At 57.3% G+C, this 17837-nt stretch carries 20 protein-coding genes and 1 tRNA gene; 10 read left to right on the top strand and 11 right to left on the bottom strand.

What is annotated here, in order from left to right; translation table 11 throughout:
* The 9 genes from tolQ to ACPRTJ_RS03635 all read left to right on the top strand — a co-directional run bounded on the left by tolQ (position 1) and on the right by ACPRTJ_RS03635 (position 6548).
* Positions 1–696, top strand: coding sequence for a protein TolQ (gene tolQ, locus ACPRTJ_RS03675; protein ID WP_043864241.1), 696 nt, complete (start codon positions 1–3; stop codon positions 694–696).
* Between the two features lie 14 nt (positions 697–710).
* Complete coding sequence (gene tolR, locus ACPRTJ_RS03670) at positions 711–1163, top strand: protein TolR (protein ID WP_043864240.1); 453 nt, start codon at positions 711–713, stop codon at positions 1161–1163.
* On the top strand, positions 1163–2248 hold the full coding sequence (gene tolA / locus ACPRTJ_RS03665; protein ID WP_043864239.1) for a cell envelope integrity protein TolA: 1086 nt from the start codon (positions 1163–1165) through the stop codon (positions 2246–2248). Before tolR ends, tolA begins: the two co-directional genes overlap by 1 nt.
* 47 nt (positions 2249–2295) lie before the next feature.
* Positions 2296–3546 carry a Tol-Pal system beta propeller repeat protein TolB gene (tolB, locus tag ACPRTJ_RS03660; protein ID WP_213085823.1) on the top strand — a complete coding sequence of 417 codons (1251 nt, stop codon included), beginning with the start codon at positions 2296–2298 and terminating at the stop codon, positions 3544–3546.
* 52 nt (positions 3547–3598) lie between these two features.
* Positions 3599–4096, top strand: coding sequence for a peptidoglycan-associated lipoprotein Pal (gene pal / locus ACPRTJ_RS03655; RefSeq protein ID WP_042121796.1), 498 nt, complete (start codon positions 3599–3601; stop codon positions 4094–4096).
* A 6-nt stretch (positions 4097–4102) separates the two neighbouring features.
* Positions 4103–4915 (top strand): tol-pal system protein YbgF, encoded by an 813-nt coding sequence (ybgF, locus tag ACPRTJ_RS03650; RefSeq protein ID WP_054914972.1) that lies wholly within the window; start codon positions 4103–4105, stop codon positions 4913–4915.
* 158 nt (positions 4916–5073) lie between these two features.
* A complete protein-coding gene (gene queE, locus ACPRTJ_RS03645; protein WP_043864236.1) occupies positions 5074–5721 on the top strand; it encodes a 7-carboxy-7-deazaguanine synthase QueE in 648 nt (215 codons plus the stop codon).
* Positions 5722–5736: 15 nt separating this feature from the next.
* The gene (gene queC, locus ACPRTJ_RS03640) at positions 5737–6411 is read left to right on the top strand and encodes a 7-cyano-7-deazaguanine synthase QueC (protein WP_058541509.1); all 675 of its coding nucleotides are present in this window, start codon (positions 5737–5739) and stop codon (positions 6409–6411) included.
* Between the two features lie 61 nt (positions 6412–6472).
* A tRNA-Lys gene (locus tag ACPRTJ_RS03635) sits at positions 6473–6548 on the top strand.
* Between the two features lie 337 nt (positions 6549–6885).
* Here ACPRTJ_RS03635 and ACPRTJ_RS03630 read toward each other — a convergent pair.
* The 5 genes from ACPRTJ_RS03630 to ACPRTJ_RS03610 all read right to left on the bottom strand — a co-directional run bounded on the left by ACPRTJ_RS03630 (position 6886) and on the right by ACPRTJ_RS03610 (position 11682).
* Positions 6886–8139, bottom strand: a complete 1254-nt coding sequence (locus ACPRTJ_RS03630; RefSeq protein ID WP_426428151.1) for a site-specific integrase — start codon at positions 8137–8139, stop codon at positions 6886–6888.
* Positions 8136–10019 (bottom strand): MobH family relaxase, encoded by a 1884-nt coding sequence (gene mobH, locus ACPRTJ_RS03625; protein WP_426428149.1) that lies wholly within the window; start codon positions 10017–10019, stop codon positions 8136–8138. Before mobH ends, ACPRTJ_RS03630 begins: the two co-directional genes overlap by 4 nt.
* A 106-nt stretch (positions 10020–10125) precedes the next feature.
* Positions 10126–10914, bottom strand: coding sequence for a hypothetical protein (locus ACPRTJ_RS03620; protein ID WP_426428147.1), 789 nt, complete (start codon positions 10912–10914; stop codon positions 10126–10128).
* Between the two features lie 127 nt (positions 10915–11041).
* Positions 11042–11386, bottom strand: coding sequence for a type II toxin-antitoxin system RelE/ParE family toxin (locus tag ACPRTJ_RS03615; protein WP_426429068.1), 345 nt, complete (start codon positions 11384–11386; stop codon positions 11042–11044).
* Positions 11387–11403: 17 nt separating this feature from the next.
* On the bottom strand, positions 11404–11682 hold the full coding sequence (locus ACPRTJ_RS03610) for a type II toxin-antitoxin system ParD family antitoxin (protein ID WP_426428145.1): 279 nt from the start codon (positions 11680–11682) through the stop codon (positions 11404–11406).
* A gap of 112 nt (positions 11683–11794) precedes the next feature.
* Here ACPRTJ_RS03610 and ACPRTJ_RS03605 point away from each other — a divergent pair, with 112 nt between their 5' ends.
* Positions 11795–12121, top strand: a complete 327-nt coding sequence (locus ACPRTJ_RS03605) for a hypothetical protein (RefSeq protein WP_426428143.1) — start codon at positions 11795–11797, stop codon at positions 12119–12121.
* 71 nt (positions 12122–12192) lie between these two features.
* Here ACPRTJ_RS03605 and ACPRTJ_RS03600 read toward each other — a convergent pair whose 3' ends face one another.
* From ACPRTJ_RS03600 to ACPRTJ_RS03575, 6 genes are all read right to left on the bottom strand, one after another.
* Complete coding sequence (locus ACPRTJ_RS03600) at positions 12193–13716, bottom strand: conjugal transfer protein TraG N-terminal domain-containing protein (RefSeq protein WP_426428141.1); 1524 nt, start codon at positions 13714–13716, stop codon at positions 12193–12195.
* Positions 13713–14069 carry a hypothetical protein gene (locus ACPRTJ_RS03595; protein ID WP_426428139.1) on the bottom strand — a complete coding sequence of 119 codons (357 nt, stop codon included), beginning with the start codon at positions 14067–14069 and terminating at the stop codon, positions 13713–13715. The genes ACPRTJ_RS03600 and ACPRTJ_RS03595 overlap by 4 nt, the downstream gene beginning before the upstream one ends.
* A gap of 2 nt (positions 14070–14071) precedes the next feature.
* On the bottom strand, positions 14072–15433 hold the full coding sequence (locus ACPRTJ_RS03590; RefSeq protein ID WP_426428137.1) for an integrating conjugative element protein: 1362 nt from the start codon (positions 15431–15433) through the stop codon (positions 14072–14074).
* Positions 15434–15452: 19 nt separating this feature from the next.
* Positions 15453–16388, bottom strand: coding sequence for a TIGR03756 family integrating conjugative element protein (locus ACPRTJ_RS03585; protein ID WP_426428135.1), 936 nt, complete (start codon positions 16386–16388; stop codon positions 15453–15455).
* Positions 16388–16807, bottom strand: a complete 420-nt coding sequence (locus tag ACPRTJ_RS03580; RefSeq protein ID WP_305452933.1) for a TIGR03757 family integrating conjugative element protein — start codon at positions 16805–16807, stop codon at positions 16388–16390. The genes ACPRTJ_RS03585 and ACPRTJ_RS03580 overlap by 1 nt, the downstream gene beginning before the upstream one ends.
* Before the next feature lie 666 nt (positions 16808–17473).
* Entirely contained in the window at positions 17474–17833 is a 360-nt protein-coding gene (locus ACPRTJ_RS03575; protein ID WP_330076381.1) for a hypothetical protein, read from the bottom strand.
* Positions 17834–17837: the final 4 nt, after the last annotated feature.

Below are 17837 nucleotides of genomic sequence, written 5' to 3'. Positions count from 1 at the left end.
GTGGAAGCTAACGTCGTCGACCATACCTCCATGTGGAGCCTGGTCAGTAATGCCAGCATCGTGGTGCAGCTGGTCATGCTGATTCTGGTGGCCGCATCGGTGACCTCGTGGATCATGATTTTTCAGCGCAGCACCATGCTGCGTGCCGGTCGTCGTGCGCTGGAAAGCTTCGAGGAGCGCTTCTGGTCGGGCATCGACCTGTCCAAGCTGTACCGCCAGGCCGGTAGCAACCCGGACCCGGACTCGGGTGTGGAGCAGGTCTTCCGTGCCGGCTTCAAGGAGTTCTCGCGCCTGCGCCAGCAACCGGGTGTCGACCCTGACGCCGTGATGGAAGGCGTTGGCCGGGCCATGCGCGTGGCCATCTCGCGTGAAGAAGAGAAGCTCGAACAGAGCCTGCCGTTCCTCGCCACCGTCGGTTCCACCAGCCCGTACATCGGTCTGTTCGGTACCGTATGGGGCATCATGAACTCCTTCCGCGGCCTGGCTTCGGCCCAGCAGGCGACCCTGGCCACTGTGGCTCCGGGTATCGCCGAGGCACTGATCGCCACCGCGATCGGCCTGTTCGCCGCAATCCCGGCAGTTATTGCCTACAACCGTTTCGCTGCACGCAGTGAAGTCTTGATCGGCCGCTACTACACGTTCGCCGACGAGTTCCAGGCCATCCTGCACCGTAAAGTGCACACCAGCGAAGAGTGATCAGGTAAAAGCCCATGGCTCGAGTTCGACACAAACGCAAGCCGGTCGCGGAGATGAACGTGGTGCCCTACATCGATGTGATGTTGGTACTGCTGGTCATCTTCATGGTGACCGCACCGATGCTCAACCAGGGCGTGAAGGTCGACCTGCCCAAGGTTTCCAGCGAAGCCTTGCCGCAGGACAACAACGTCCAGATCCTTACCATTTCGATCAAGGCCGACAAGACCTATTTCTGGAACCTTGGCAGCGAAGTCGACACCGAAAAGCAGATGGACAAGGCCATGACCTTGCCGCAAATGACCGACGCGGTGACCAAGATCATCGCGGCCGGACGTGACCAGGGCAAACAGACCCAGGTGTTCATCCGTGGCGACAAGGCCGTCGACTATGGCGCGGTGATGGGCGCCATGGGCGGGTTGCAGAAGGCCGGTGTCGGTAACGTTGGCCTGATTACCGAGGCGCCCTGATGCAACAGCGAGAGCCATCCGCCTCGGAAAGCTATTTCTGGCCCAGCGTCTGGGCCATCGCGCTGCACGTTCTGGTGTTCGGCATGCTGTTCGTCAGCTTTGCCATGACCCCGGAACTGCCGCCGGCCAAGCCTATTGTCCAGGCGACCCTGTACCAGCTGAAGTCCAAAAGTCAGGCCACCACCCAGACCAATCAGAAGATTGCGGGTGAAGCGAAGAAAACCGCTGCGCGCCAGACCGAAGTCGAGCAGATGGAACAGAAGAAGGTCGAGCAGCAGAAGCAGGAAGCGGTGAAGGCTGCGGAACAAAAGAAAGAAGAGGCGGCTCAAAAGGCCGAAGAAGCCCGCGAGGCGGCCGAAGCCAAGAAGGCCGACGAGGCCAAGAAAGCCGACGAGGCCAAAAAAGCGGACGCGGCCAAGAAAGCCGAGGAAGCCAAGAAGGTCGAAGAGAAACAGCAGGCCGACCTCGCCAAGAAGAAAGCCGAGGAAGAGGCCAAGAAACAGGCAGCAGAAGAGGCCAAGAAGCAGGCCGCTGAAGACGCCAAGAAGAAAGCCGCCGAGGATGCCAAGAAAAAGGCAGCCGAGGATGCGAAGAAAAAAGCGGCAGCCGAAGAGGCCAAGAAAAAGGCCGCCGAGGATGCCAAGAAGAAAGCCGCAGCCGATGCGGCCAAGAAGAAGTCAGCAGAAGCGGCGCGCAAGGCGGCGGAAGACAAGAAAGCCCAGGCCCTGGCCGAGCTGTTGTCCGACTCTACCGAACGGCAGCAGGCGCTGGCCGACGAGCAGGGTGACCAGGTGGCCGGCGACTTCGACGACCTGATACGTGCCCGCGCAGCCGAAGGCTGGGCGCGCCCACCTTCTGCACGCAAGAACATGACGGTGGTCCTGCAGATTGGCATGTTGCCCGATGGCACCGTGACCACGGTGAGCGTTGCACGCTCCAGTGGTGATGGTCCGTTCGATGCTTCTGCGGTAGCAGCGGTCAAGAACATTGGCCGCCTGACCGAAATGCAGGGCTTGAAACCGAGCGAATTCAATCCCTATCGTTCATTCAAGATGACATTCACACCTGAGGATCTAGCCTTGTGATTAACCTTCTTAGAGGACTGCTGGTCGTTCTCTGCTGCGCAGCAGGGATGGCCGTTGCAGAAGAAAAGAACATCCTGGTCACCAGCGGCAGTGACCGTGCCACGCCGATCGCGGTCGTGCCGTTCGCCCTGCAGGGTGGCAGTGTGCTGCCCGAGGACATGGCCGATATCATTGGCAATGACCTGCGCAACTCCGGCTACTACGCGCCGATTCCGCGCCAGAACATGATCAGCCAGCCTAGCCAGGCCAGCGAAGTCATCTTCCGCGACTGGAAGGCCCTGGGCGCCCAGTACGTGATGGTAGGCAGCATCGTGCCAGCGGGCGGTCGCCTGCAGGTGCAATATGCGCTGTTCAACGTCGCCACCGAGCAGCAAGTGCTGACCGGCAGCGTCTCGGGCACTACCGACCAGCTGCGTGACATGTCGCACTACATTGCCGACCAGTCGTTCGAGAAGCTCACCGGCATCAAGGGTGCGTTCTCCACGCGCATGCTGTACGTCACCGCCGAACGCTTCTCCAAGGACAACACTCGTTACACGTTGCAGCGTTCGGACTACGACGGCGCCCGCGCCGTGACCCTGCTGCAGTCGCGCGAGCCGATCCTGTCGCCGCGCTTCGCGCCAGACGGCAAGCGCATTGCCTATGTGTCGTTCGAACAGCGTCGTCCGCGTATCTTCGTACAGCACATCGACACTGGCCGTCGTGAGCAGATCACCAACTTCGAAGGCCTCAACGGTGCACCAGCCTGGTCGCCCGATGGTTCGCGCCTGGCGTTCGTGCTGTCCAAGGACGGCAACCCTGACATCTATGTGATGAACATGGCTTCGCGCCAGATGTCGCGTGTCACGGCCGGCCCGGGTATCAACACCGAGCCGTTCTGGGGCAAGGATGGTTCGACCATCTATTTCACGTCGGATCGTGGCGGCAAGCCGCAGATCTACAAAACCAACGTTTCGGGTGGTGGTGCCGAGCGTGTAACTTTCGTGGGTAACTACAACGCCAACCCTAAACTGTCGGCGGATGAAAAGACCCTGGTAATGATTCATCGCCAGCAAGGTTTCACCAACTTCAAGGTGGCCGCGCAGGATTTGCAGCGAGGAAGTGTAAAAATCCTCTCTGAAACAAGTCTTGATGAGTCACCCACTGTTGCGCCCAACGGCACCATGCTAATCTACGCCACCCGCCAGCAGGGCCGGGGAGTCTTGATGCTCGTCTCTCTCAACGGACGCGTGAGGCTCCCGCTTCCTACCGCTCAAGGCGAAGTCAGAGAACCGTCCTGGTCCCCTTACCTGAACTGACGCGGCGCTTTACGTAACACTTAACACATTGGGGTTCATTAGGAGTTTCACGATGGAAATGCTGAAGTTTGGTAAGTTTGCTGCGCTGGCTCTGGCCATGGCTGTAGCTGTAGGTTGCTCCTCCAAGGGCGGCGACAACGCTGGTGAAGGCGCTGTTGATCCAAACGCTGGTTACGGCGCTAACACCGGTGCTGTTGACGGTTCCCTGAGCGAAGAAGCCGCTCTGCGCGCAATCACCACCTTCTACTTCGAATACGACAGCTCGGACCTGAAGCCAGAAGCCATGCGCGCTCTGGACGTTCACGCCAAAGACCTGAAAGGCAATGGCGCTCGCGTCGTCCTGGAAGGCAACACCGACGAGCGTGGTACTCGCGAATACAACATGGCCCTGGGCGAGCGTCGTGCTAAAGCCGTACAGCGCTACCTGGTACTGCAAGGCGTTTCCCCAGCCCAACTGGAACTGGTTTCCTACGGCGAAGAGCGTCCAGTTGCTACCGGTAACGACGAGCAATCCTGGGCTCAGAACCGTCGCGTCGAACTGCGTAAGTAATTCGATATGCGAACGTGCCGCCGTGCTGTAACCGTCCTGGCTCTCGCCCTGCCACTCGTGGCCTGGGCCGAGGTTCCTGTTGTTGATGACAACGCTGGCTATAACGGCGCAAGCAGTTATCCGCCAGCGGGTTATGGTACGAGCGGCGCCTACGCCGGGGGAGGGGTTTCGGCCCCTGCCTCGGCGCAGGGTCAGCTGTTCATGCAATTGCAGCAGATGCAGGATCAGATTTCGCGTCAGCAAGGCGTGATCGAAGAACTGCAAAACGATGTAGCCCGCCTGAAACAGGAAGGCCTGGAGCGTTACCAGGACCTGGATCGACGTATCGGAGCCGGCGGTGCACCCGCTGCAACTCCCGAGAATTCTTCCACCGGTGGTGATGTAGCCGCCGGTGCCGCTGCAGGCGCGGCCACCGCCCCTGCAGCCAGTAGTGAACCTGGCGACCCGGCGAAAGAAAAGCTCTATTACGACGCTGCTTTCGACCTGATCAAGGCCAAGGATTTCGACAAGGCCAGCCAGGCATTCAATGCCTTCCTGCGCAAGTACCCCAACAGTCAGTACGCCGGCAATGCCCAGTACTGGCTGGGTGAAGTGAACCTTGCCAAGGGCGACCTGCAGGGCGCCGGCCAGGCGTTTGCCAAGGTCAGCCAGCTGTATCCGAAGCACAGCAAGGTGCCGGACTCGCTGTACAAGCTGGCCGATGTCGAGCGCCGCCTGGGTCACACCGACCGGGTCAAGGGTATTCTGCAGCAGGTGGTCACCCAGTACCCGGGTACCTCCGCCGCACAGTTGGCCCAGCGCGACCTGCAGAAGCTCTGAACTGCCCGCCTGGAAGAAACCCGCGCTAGCCGCGGGTTTTTTCGTTAGAATCGATGCCCTTTTATTGACACACGCTGCTGCGAACTACGCGATGCCGGGTTCGCTGCAGTGCCTGACGGAGGCGGACAGCCTGTTTAGCTGTTACGCCCGTGGCGACTATGCAAGACACATTACGAATTACCGAAGTTTTTTACTCGTTGCAGGGTGAAACGCGTACCGCTGGGCTGCCCACGGTATTTGTACGTCTCACCGGCTGCCCTTTGCGTTGCCAGTATTGCGACAGTGCCTATGCCTTCAGTGGTGGTACCGTGCGCAGCCTCGACTCGATTCTCGAGCAGGTGGCTGGTTTTCGCCCGCGTTACGTGTGCGTCACTGGCGGTGAGCCATTGGCCCAACCCAACGCCATCCCCTTGCTCAAGCAATTGTGCGACGCCGGCTATGAGGTGTCGCTGGAAACCAGCGGAGCACTGGACATCTCGAAGGTCGACCAGCGCGTCAGCCGGGTGGTGGACCTCAAGACGCCGGGCTCCGAAGAGATGCACCGCAACCTCTACGAGAATATCGAGCTGCTGACCCCGAACGATCAGGTCAAGTTCGTCATCTGTTCCCGTGAAGACTATGACTGGGCGGTATCCAAGCTGATCCAGTATGGTCTGGAGAAGCGTGCCGGGGAGGTGCTGTTTTCGCCGAGCCACCATCAGGTCAAGGCCAGCGACCTGGCCGACTGGATCGTGGCCGATAATTTGCCGGTTCGTTTTCAACTGCAGTTGCACAAGCAATTGTGGAACGACGAGCCGGGACGCTGATTGGGGAGTGATGTCATGACTGAGAAACGTGCGGTAATCCTGCTGTCTGGTGGCCTGGACTCGGCCACGGTGGTCGCGATGGCCAAGGCCGAAGGCTACAGCTGCTATACCATGAGTTTCGACTACGGCCAGCGTCATCGCGCCGAACTGGACGCCGCTGCGCGAGTTGCCCGTGACCTGGGTGCAGTCGAGCACAAGGTGATCGGCCTGAGCCTGGATGGCATTGGTGGTTCGGCGCTGACCGACAGTAGCATCGATGTACCCGAGACGCCGGGTGAAGGCATTCCAGTGACCTACGTACCGGCGCGCAATACCGTGTTCCTGTCGTTGGCGCTGGGCTGGGCCGAGGTGTTGCAGGCGCGGGATATCTTCATCGGCGTGAACGCGGTGGATTACTCGGGCTACCCGGATTGCCGTCCCGAGTTCGTCGAGGCATTCGAGCGCATGGCCAACCTGGCCACCAAGGCCGGTGTCGAGGGGCAGGGCTTTCGCATCCAGGCACCGTTGCAGAACCTGAGCAAGGCGCAGATAGTTCAGGCGGGCATGGCGCGTGGTGTCGACTACAGCCTCACTGTGTCGTGCTATCAGGCTGACGATCAAGGCCGTGCCTGTGGCAAGTGCGACAGCTGCCGCCTGCGTGCAGATGGCTTCCGGGCAGCCGGCGTGACCGACCCTACCCGATATTTTTGATTTTTTTTACGGTGGGGTGTTGATTTCCTTAAGGAAATCAGTATTATACGCCCCACGCAACGGGTCGTTAGCTCAGTTGGTAGAGCAGTTGGCTTTTAACCAATTGGTCGTAGGTTCGAATCCTACACGACCCACCACATTCACAGCGGTTCGTGAGTACTAGAGAGGGGGGCTTGCCACAGCCATTGTCTAGTCTTGCAGCCGTCTGGAGCGAACCTTAGGCTCGCTTCAACGTGATGTCAATATGGAATAGCCCGCCGTTCATGGCGGGCTTTTTCATGTCTGGGCCAAAAAACTCAATGACTTAGCGGATTTGCGGGCTGCTCAGCTCTGCGAAGCCTCCATTCGAGTTGCCTCTAAAACCCGCGCAGCCAAAGGCATGGCGCCAGTTTCCTAGCACCAGAGACCTGGGACAGCTTCACCTAATTGGCCTTCTTCAGCTGTCGATGTAGTGGCTGATTGCCATTCGTCGATTTATCGCTTCGGGGAGGCGCGTGCGTTGTAGACGGTGCCTGGATCAGCGGAATGAGATCGAGCAAAGGGTGTGGACCCTGTCGTCGATGCCATCAGGCTGAATAGAAGGCTAGGTTGAAAGAGATCTTCGGGCGGTAGCAAAGCGCTGGCACAGACCTGCTTGAACTCAATCAGCAGATGTCCTGGTGCAGGCGCACCACCTCCGTAATGATCTTGTTGGTTTGTTCGTCGCTGACTAGATTCTTTACGTGCCTGGTTTTCTGCTGTTCGTGGATTTGGTGCCCCACTGTCATCCACCCGCCGGACAAAACGTAACGCGCCCTGCTGCATGCTCCGCTCGTGCAACACGTCTCGCATGTGGTCATAGTCGGCTTCGATGTAGCTCATCGTGGTAGCGATGTTCGAATGGTTCAGCAGGTTCTTGGTCAGGTGGATGTTTCTTTCCGGTTGCTTCATCAGATCGGTCGCAAGCGTGTGCCTGAACCGGTGCGGAGTCATCCGAACTCCGAGTTTGATGATCAGCTTCTTGTACATCGCCTCGACCTGGTCGGAATTCATTTCGCGACGCTTGTAGTGCCGAGAGAAACGATTGACGTTGAAGAGTTGGTCTTCGGCGGCAAAGCCAGCCTGAGCAGCTTCATCCAGGAGCCGGCGCATATGTGGCGCAAGCCCATCCATGATCGGGATCCGGAACTCCCGGTGGGTCTTTTCTGTTTCACCTCGTACCAGGATGAGCTGTCGATCCCAGTCGACGTCCTTCAACCGAATGCACAGCAGCGCGTTCAGTCGAATGCCGGTGTAGTAGAAAATTTCGAATGTGACGAGCCAGAACCACCCTGGCGTGATTTTCGCGCGGTCGCCAGTTGACTCTTCCTGGTCGGCCAGACTTCTTAGCCATCGCCGCGCACGGACGATCGCCTCGCCGGCAATGATTTTGCTCGGTCGTTTCGGGGCAATTACCGTTGTCTTCTTGAATGGGTTCACATCGATGTTGGGCAGAATCCCGTATTCTATGCCGTAGCCCCAGATGGTTCGGAGGTGATTGGAGTAGGTATTCCAGCTGCGCTTTGATAGGCCACCCTCAATCAGCTTGTTCCTCAAGGCGAGGATGTCCCGTCGATCAATTGACTCGACGTCCATATCCTTGCCGAAGTTCTTCTCCAGTTTCTTCATTGCCGCGCCATAGATTTTCGCGCTGGCAGGGCGGAGCTCGTGATCGACCAGGTATTCCCGTAGCAATTTCTCGGGCGTCATTCAGCGCCCCCTTCCGTCACCCGTCTCAAGCTTGGGTTATTCATGGGCTGCTCAGGGAATAACAGCTTCGGGTCCACAAGCAGGTAACCCCTCAATTGGGTGGTCTTTCTTGGGCCTATTACATCGTAGGTCCAGATGTTCAACTGCTTGCTGGTCTTCTGGTGCCTCTTCTCTTTCTCAAATGCGCGTTGGACTTGTTGCCAGGCCGTTGTCCCCGGTTTCCCGGCAGTTCTCTCCAGCTCCGGATGCTCCAGCACGTATCGCTTGAAGATCCCAGGCGTAACGAGCATTGCGGTGTCGTCGACGGTATGAATCAGGGCCTTGGTGTCGTTGATGATCAATTTGTGGGAGGCGACGCCTGCTTTTATCCAAGCGATGAAAGCCACTCCCAGCGAACTACTCGTAGGCATTTTGGTGACATCTTTTTGTGCAGCATTCCTTGCTATGGCCGCTAGAGAATCGTCAGCCGGCTCTACCTCCTCGAGTCCTTGCTGGGGAGGGGAGGCGGCTGCTGAGCCTTGGCTAGCACTTAGCTCTTCTGATGGCGCAGTGATATTACTATACAGCGACAGTAGTTCTTCACGCTCAGATGATTGGATTCCTTGGCTTGGAGCTGGCTGTACCAGCGCTCGGGGCCGTGCCGGCGGTTGAGGTGTGTCGTCACTGGTGTCGATGGACTGTTCCGGTACCGCGCAAACTGTTTCTTCACTGGTACTCCGCTGCGTGACTGCTTCCGGTTCCTGCTCCAGGGTGAGGGTGCCGGCATACTGGGGAGGGCGATCGTCTGGATTGGGCCATACGAGTGCTGGCGAGATCTTCAAGAAGGTGAAGCTATTCTTCCAGCCGCGGCCATTATCAATGGTGGCTTTCCAGATCGCTTTATCCTGCGCGTTGGTCTGGATGATTGCCTGATCCTGCAGCATGTTGAAGAACGGGGCATTGGAGGTTGGCACTCCCTCAATACCCTGGGTAAGCATGTATGCCCGGAGTTGATCTGCTGCAGGCTTACTCACCAGCCAAAGCGCATCCTGAGTCAGCCAGCCATCTGCAGGTCCGTCCTGGTGATTGAGCTTGAGTTTCTCCCGCACCAGGAATCGCAGGCCGTCGGCGAGTTGCCGCTGCAGTGATTGTTTGGGGGCAGTAAGCGCGCGCTCTGGATTTCCTCCCAGTTGCTGGGCAACGGAAGCTTTGTCTGCCTGGACCACAATTTCGCCGAGGATGCCGGCGTGCTCGTATTGACCTGCGAGGAGGTAGATCAGCTGCCTCCATAGTTCAGGAAAACCACTGAGCCAGTCGAGAATCCCGCTGTCCAGGACCTGCATATACACCAGGGCTGAAGCAGCACCGTGTAGCTGGTACTCCCTGCCTTTGACGTACTTGAACCGGTAGGGACGGCTGATCGGTCCATGCCACGGGTGCCACGTTCGGCCATCCTCGAGCTCCACGCGGAGGTCAACAGCGATCTTTCCCAAGTCGTGCAACAACGCACCGTACGCTGCGGCTGCGGTCCATGCCTCAGCTTGGGCCGACTGCGACTCCGGTGGCGCTCCGATCGGCAGAAGGTGTGTCTGACGGATCTTGAGGGCGTAAGCCATGATCTCCAGGCCATGGTCCAGGAGGCCCCCAAGGTGGGCATGGTGATGGTTTTCAGAAGCAGGGAGCAACTGCACCAGCTCTGCGTAGCGCTCGAGCGGCTTGAGGTAGAGGGTGTTGAACTGAGCTCGTGAGAGCGAAGCCCGCCGCCAGATATTCTCCAGGAGCTGCTGGCGGAGGGGGCTCTGCAGCAGAGCAGAAGCCTTCGCGGGCAGGTGGAAGCCCTGCGGTGAGGCTTCTGGTGTTGGTTTAGCCGGTTTGCGGCTCAACCAGGAGAAGAGTTGCATAGGGTGCTCCATGGGGTGTGCATGGAGCGGGCTTTTCTCTTAATGCCAAGATGGCATCAACCGTAAAGCGAATTCCAAGGGGTGTGGATTTCTTGGCAGATGGCCATCATTTTCCTCGTTTCGGCTTTAGCGAACTTGTTCTACGATCGACTACGGCTTGTTCAGGTTCAATGATAGGCGCTGCTGTATGAGCCGTTTTGAAATTGAAATCGACACCAATAGGGATCATCCCAGGAGTGGATGAAGATATTGTCCAGCCTTCAAACTTAAAGGGGGAAGGTTGTGTTTTAGTTTTTTTGGATTTTTTGTAGACTTGCTCGCAAACATTATTGCCGCCTATGAATAGTACGCGATCAAATGGGAAGTTTTCTTGCCCGAGCAAGTATTCGGTCCACTCTTTAAGGTCGTCGTAGTATATGTAGTTTGTTGTGTCGATGATGTCGCTAAAGCATAGAAGTACAAGCTCTAAGAATTCTCCCTTCTCAACGTAGCTTTGATGCTTGCTTGCTTTGTCTTCTATCCCCTTGAAGATCCAGTCGCGATGCATTACATTGTCAATTTTCTTTAAAGGTTTTTGAGGGGCAGTGCGAGTTGTAAGTGCCTCCTCGATTTGTGCATGAATAACTTCTCTGTCGGATTTTCGGTCGTTGTAGTATGCCAGGTACTCGCGTGGATCAGCGGTAGTGATCTCTATGCCAACTTTAGGATCTTTAAACCAGCCTCGTATAAGTTTCGGCTTGGGTTTTGAGAGGATTATTGCTTTGTCTGGTTTGTCTTTCTGGGTCTTGCAGATATCGTAGTCCCCATAAATTCCTCGCAGATTATGTTCTGCGAGTTTTAAAATTTCTTCTTCGTGTTTTTCTTTCTTTTCGTTTTTTTTGCTTGTGGAGTTCATTGCTCGAGTTGGTCCATTGTTTTGAGTTTAATACTCTTTCAGAAAAGCCCTTTCAGGTAGGGCTCTTACCCTTCTGATCCATTCCATTATCCTTTCAAACCCGTTTGGTGCTGAGCCATTTACCCCTTTATTGCTGATGCAGGTGTTTCAAATTCTGTGTGACCTCCATAGCATCGTGGAGGACTCGTAGTATCTCAACGATTTGATCTGTCCCAGTTCGGTAGAACACGATATGTCGAGGTCTAATCACTCGGCCGTCAGTCATCTGCAGCACGTTGAATGAAAGATGCAGGCTGCGAAGGCCCGGGGAAAGCTCATCACGCATTTTACTGTCTACCGGTGTCGGCTGTTCAGCTAGGGCGAGGAACGTCTCCTGTAGCAGGTCTTGATACCGATTCCTGACGGACTGTCCGAGCCTCACCTCAGTGAAGCGAAGCGTATCGGCGATGTCGATGCATGCCTGGGGTGACATGCGGACCATGACCCTGCTCATGCTTTATCGCCCGCTAGTCTTCCAAGTTTGTCCAGGTAGGCTGCCAGATTGGTCGGATCGATTTCATCGTACTGGCCTGCTTCGACCTGCATGATGCCAACTGATGTTGCGTTGCGCAGCGCTTCGAGCCTGGCTGCCTCAGCTGCTTCATGCTCAAGCAGCATCCGAATGCCTGCACGCACGACTTCGCTGAAGTTCTGGTACCGACCAGTGCTGACTAGATCATCAATGGACTGCTCCATCGGCTTTGGAACGACGACATTATGGGTGGCCATGGATTTGGACCTGATGAGTGGTAATGGCGTTTTATGCCATACCTCTTGCGAAAGTGCCAAAGGTGTCGTATATCTGATGGCAAGGTGCTCTCACAGAGCAAGGAGATGGATCATGGCTACAGTCGTCAAACACTCGATACCCTTTCGCCTAGGACGCGCCGTGGGCCTTGTTGTGCGCTTCTGTTTTCATGATCGCAACCCTAAGGTTCGTTGGCTAAAACGAGTCGTCTTCGTTTGTCCGCTACTGTTTCTGCTCGTTAGCAATCTCGGTTGGATCTTCTCAACGATTTTGACCACAGTCTCACTAGTGGCGGGTATGTATGCGTTTTCCAAGGTCGACCCTGACAAAATAGATTTCTTTGGAGAGGATGGCGAAGACGTTCCCTATGGACGTGATGTTTTTGGGCGTCCACTTGACTCTAGAGGGAAACCTTTCTAGTAGTGTCTTTGAGAAGTGGATGCTGACTCAGTTGCGTATTCTGGATTCAGCATCCAGTAAGTTTGGTAGTGTTAGTTTTTTGACAGCGTTATTTTTTTAGCCATGTCTCCACCCGAATGCCCTGCCTTTTGAGCTCCGATAGTTCCATCGGACAACCCGCTGAGTATTGTCCCTGTTTTCATCCCTGTCCAGCCTAAGGCAGCTATCCAAAAAGTCGGCAAAATAATAAACATCGCTCCCATCACGAAGTTCAGGATTGCATCTTGAACTGTCGCATTCAGCCCCATGACCGGATCGAAAGACAAGTGTGGGGAACCCGAACCATAAAATGCATCCAGGATTGTGCTATCAATCCATCTGGCTAGTTGGAACCAGAAGTCAACAAAGATCAGTGCAAAGAAGACCACCGATATGGTCATCGCAACGTTGAGCTGGTAGGCCCCGATAATCAATACAATCGGAATGCATATAACCATGGCCATTTTCAGGAATGCCATGACCATAGGCAATGCTTGGCGGACAACATCCATACCTGGGAAGTATGCGAGGGAACCGACAGCGACACCGAGCCCTCCTGCAGTGCGTGCCATGCCGTTCCAGATCGTGCCATCAATTTGTCCTCCGTAGTCGGTGTAGACGTCGCCGTTGACCTGGCTGGATGGCGACACGAGCTGGCGAATCATCGAATCGGTTACTTCTTCGTCAGACAGCCACTTTGCCCACCCGAGGAACTGATTCAGCAGGCTTGGATCGACCTGGGCTTTCAGCCGCTCCCGTAGGCCGATGCTCCCATCGGACCACCACTGCTTGCAGGTGGGGTACCCACCACCCCCGGTCACCTGAGGCATGCCATCATCTCGTTTCGTGTCATACGGCCAGGATGTACGTGGTGTTCTGGAGTAATCCGTGTCGTAGTAACCAGCCGTATTCAGCAAGTAGTGGGACCCGATCCAGTTCAGGTCCTGCAGGGCTTTCTGGTCCTTGGCGATCGACCCAATGTCGGGCTGACGCATGAACAGGCGCGCGCGGGAAGGACCGAAGCAATCATGGGTGAAGTCTGCTACCTCCTGCGCGAGCAGGGGATTGCCGATCTTCATCGCGTCGACCTCCATGCGCATTTGCCTGAGATCCGTCCCGCAGGGGATTGCTGCAACAGCACCGCTATTCAACCCCTTGGACAGCGCGTGTACGAGCGCCCACCACACCGGCACCTTCGCGCTCTTGCCGGCCAACGAGCTGAAGGTGGTGTTCCAGCCTGTCTCCGAGGGCGCCGGCGTCAGCACCTGGCACTGCTTCCCTCGAGCCTGGTCGAACTGCAGAGTGTCAAACCCCACGGAGATGGCTGGCACAGCACACAGTGAAACGACCACATACCCGACGTACAGCTGGGTTTCGATGCGAGCCAGGGACAGCACACCCTTGTTGCCTTCGTCGGCACCTTCTCCTCGTACCTTGATCCACTCACGCGCCACGATGATGATGAAGGGCAAGGCGAACAGCCCCGTGTCGGAGATCATGTCCCAGATCCCGTTGTTGATGATCCAGCCTACCAGGGTGAGGTAGTACTCTAGGTAGTCGTTCGTATAGAGCGTCATAGCACCTCCGACCAGGTGATTGGCGCTTTCGAGATCTCGATGATCACGAACAGCAGGAGAACCAAGAACTCGATTCGCTGAGTACCCTTGGATGGTTGATCTTCCCGCGTCCCGGGCAGGCGCGCCTTGAGCTTCAACCAGGCGAAGACGATGCTGCCGTAGAGGGCAAGTCGCCATAGCAACAGTGGTAAGTAATTGCCCTCACGCCACTTCAACCAGGTGTCGAACACCTCCAGATGATTGACCGCGATGATGCCGAGAAACACGCTCAGCAGCAGCATCACCACGCTCAATAACACGCCTCCCAACAAGACTTTGAGGGGGTGGGTTTTTTTCTCGACATCGTCGGACATAGTCACTCCTTGCCGGCAGGCTTCTGCAACTGAAGCAGGCGATCCTGGTCAGGTGCCGCTTCGTAAATCGAGCGGGAGTTTTCAGCACGCGACTTGCTGCGCTCGATGATCTTCATCGGGGAGTTATTGGCGAGCTGCTGCCGCATATCGAGCTCGGTCTTGAGGTTGGTGATGAGTTGCTGAAGCGTGTCGACCTGGCCGAGTGTGGCCTCTACGGCCAGCTTGTTCGCACTCACGTTGGGTTCCTTGCTGCCTGTAATCAGCATGCGCTGCAGCAGCAGGCCTTTCTCCAGGACATCAGCCAGGGCGACCTCGGATGCAAGGCGGGAGGCCAACACTGCCTGATCCCTCTCGTCACGAAGGGCTGTAACCACGCCCCGGGTGATGGGGAGCGAGTCGCTGCTTGCCTGACGCAGCTTCTCGGAGGTGATCTGTGTCCCGGGCTTCAAGAGCTCCTGCAGGGCCGCGAGCTTCTTGTCGTAAGTTTCCTGGATCAGCGGCGTCAAGCCCACACCCGGAGTCGAGGTGGTGGTGCAGCCTTCGCAGGTCTGCAGCTGCTGCTCCCCCAGGACCCGGTTTGCGAACTGGGCGGCTTCAGCCGGAGACTCCCAACTGCCGCATACCAGTCCATTGGAGCAACTGGACTGCGGGATGCTCGAGGTCTCCTGAGCTGCGCGGTTGTTGAGGAGGTTGTAGCCTGCTTTGGCGACGTCCCCAACCACCTTGATGGGCTGCTGCCCATTGCCACCGGCCTGTTTCCCGCCGACCCAGGTCACGCCATTCGATCCTGGTGCTTCCTCGACCTTGTCCACCACCGCCACCGCATCATTGCTTGACGCTAGGGCTTGCCCCATCTTCTGGCCTTCAGCAACCTTGCCCCACCCCATCTGGCCACCCGCAATGTCGGCCATCCGTTCGGCCATCGCCCTGCAGGTTCCCTTCGAACGGTCGTAGTCGAGGCGTGCCTGAAGAATCCCATTAGTCAGCAGGTTGTAGAGGGCGGGGTTTGCCCGCTGCAGGATCAACGCCGGCAGTGACGTGACTGCGCCGGTCGCGTTCTGGATGACGCTGCCCATGATCTGTTGGAAACCCTGCGTTGCGCCGTTCAGCTGGTTCTGCAGCGTGTTGCTGAGGTCCATGTTTCCGCAGACCAGGTTGTTCTGCCAGCCGGCACCGACGGTGATGCTCTCCATCTGGCCAGCGCTGCCCATCTGGACAGCACTGCCACCACCGATGCTGTAGAGCACGTCGTCTCCGATCACGCTGCCCTGGGATTCGACCTTGATCGGGTCGGCGGCCTCGGCCATGCACCAGGTGCTGGTCATGCCAGCTGCGAGAATGATCGCGATGGATAATTTATTCATTGAGCTCTCCAGTCATATCTCATTGGAAGTCAGTGCTTCCCAGGAAGGTTTGGCCCTTGCGCTGGCAGCATGAGTAGGGCCGCCACAGGGCCCACGCATAGGCTTCGTCGACAGCGTCGGCATTAGGGCCGGGGGAGGGGAATACGGCGCAGGTGGGGCTCATGGTTGGCGTGAGTTGCTGCCACTTTCCTGTGCTGGCATCGCCTTCTTTCAGTTCGCCGGCAGGCCAGTAGCCTGGCTCTGCAAGACCGCGCATTGGCAGGTACACGTGGGGTTGACCGACACGGGTGGTGACGTCGCCGGCGCGCTGGGCGATGACAGCACCGGCTTTAAAATCGTCGACCTGGTGGATAAAGCCGCTGCGTGGGTAAACGCTTCCCCACATGTCTGCCGATAGAAGGCCGCCGACTTCACGCATGCCCGGAATCAGGGCCTCCGGGTAAACGGACTCGGGTACTCCGTACCGCCATGCAAGGGTGTCCAGCGTGCTGAGCATGTATGGAACGTAGGGCGTGGTCGCGCCGTGGCAGGAATAGCCAAAGGAACTGGCGAACCGGCTGAACACCGCAGCTCCAGGATGGCCAATAACGTCTGCCTCCTTGAACTTGGCGATGTTGTTCTCGGCGTTGTGGTTGGTTGTTCCATCATTACCGGCTTGCGCTGCCGCATTCGGCGCCCCCATGGGGCTCACCTCTGTCCAAGGGTTTTCCCCGGTATTGGCGTAGGCAGATACCACCGCGTCCGGGATGTAGTGCCGGACTTTGGTGGAGGTTTTGACCGTGCAGCCAACAGGGGTGCAGAGCAGCCAGTAGCAGATGCCGACCACTTTGTACTCAAGGCAGGTAGGCGAACTGGTGGAGGCGATAATCGCCGCCGAACTGATGGCCGCTGATGCTGAGAACGGGAGTGATGCTGTAAGAAGACCGGTCAGGGTGAGTCTGGAGATTCGTCCCATCATTGCCCCCTTGCACGGTTGATGGTCTGCATGGCTGCTGCCACGTCGGGTTGGCCGTACACCACATACCGGCGATCGACGACCACCGCCGGCACCTTCGAAACACCGACACTCCAGGCATCGGCATTTCCCTGCTGGGCGGTGGCCAGTTGTTGCATCAGTGCGGCACCTGCCGGAGTGCTCATCAGCCGTCGCGCGGCGAGAGCGGCCTGGTGAGGGTTAGGTGGCAGCTCTCGGGACAACTGCTCTTCGATGCGCTGTTGGTCATCGAGCTTGATGACACGCACATCTGCTGGTACGGAGGTCAGTGGGTGCGCTGAGTCTGTTATGGCCCAGATCTCGGCATGGGCGGTGCCGGTGGCCAACGCGACAACGAGCAACGGGACTGCTCGCCATGAGGGCGGGGGGGGATTGAACATGGGACTGCACCTGAATTGGGGACCGATACAGGAAAACGGATCGGCCCACCAGGCGCAGTAGGAAATAGATATCCGAGGGTGCTTGGATTTATCGGGGAGTTAGGTCGGGTGGAACAGACGGAGCGCTTTTGCCGTGGCAGGGTTGTGGATATGGCTCATACTGCCTGGATTGTCACTTACCCTGGGACGGGACATGCGCAACAGAGGTCAAATTTTCTGGGAGTGGGCAGATCCAGATCTGCACTTCAGAAACTTCGATGAGAGGATGGCGGATGGCTCCCTCATTAACATCCAGGTACGGGTCTCAAAGGCGAACCAGACTCAGCTGTTTCTCGGGATTTATGCCCAGGATGGTGAGTTGCTGCTCGAGGAGGGCTATTTGGACTGCAAAGATCAGACGATGACTACGGCAATGTCATGGGCGCTTCAGCGCGCTTGTTCCTGGATGACAACGGGCAAGCTGTCCGACCGATAGACGGTTGGTGTCAGTTCAATGCATACCCACCAACCCAGAAGTAGCGACCATTCTCGGCATAGATGAACCATCCGTTGAAGAGTTTCGCCAGGAAACCCATCGGCTGAAGGATGGCGCGTGGCTAGTCCAGTTTGCCTACTGGATGCCCCAGGAGTTGCGACAAGGCCTCACCGGGAGTTTCACCCTGACCGTCACACCTCCTCGAGGTCCTCTTGATCGCCGAGAGCTTGAGTGAGTTGTTGTCGATCGCTCGGTGAGGACCTGTCGCGCTGCAGGTTTAGCTCGAGCACTGTCCCCGGCGCCGGCGCATACCAGTCGACGATCACGAAGCGTCCTTTGCCTGTAGCAGCGTCGTACTCCATGAGTACGCAGTCGTCATTCCACTCCTGGAGAGCCCAGCTTAGCTCCGAGTGTGAGGGTGACTCTTCCCCAGCCCCAGCCGGCTCAAGCTGAAACCATCCATGGCCAGAGCCTGCGCTGGGAAAGAACCTGCTTGGCAGGTTGCTTTCTTCTTCATTGTTGTCGTTGCGCAATACCGTGAGTTTGAACATTACC

Source organism: Pseudomonas palmensis, assembly GCF_049942755.1.
In the GTDB taxonomy this organism is placed as follows: domain Bacteria; phylum Pseudomonadota; class Gammaproteobacteria; order Pseudomonadales; family Pseudomonadaceae; genus Aquipseudomonas; species Aquipseudomonas palmensis.
Note: the sequence above shows the minus strand (reverse complement) of the source record. Positions and strands in the feature narration are given on the sequence as shown.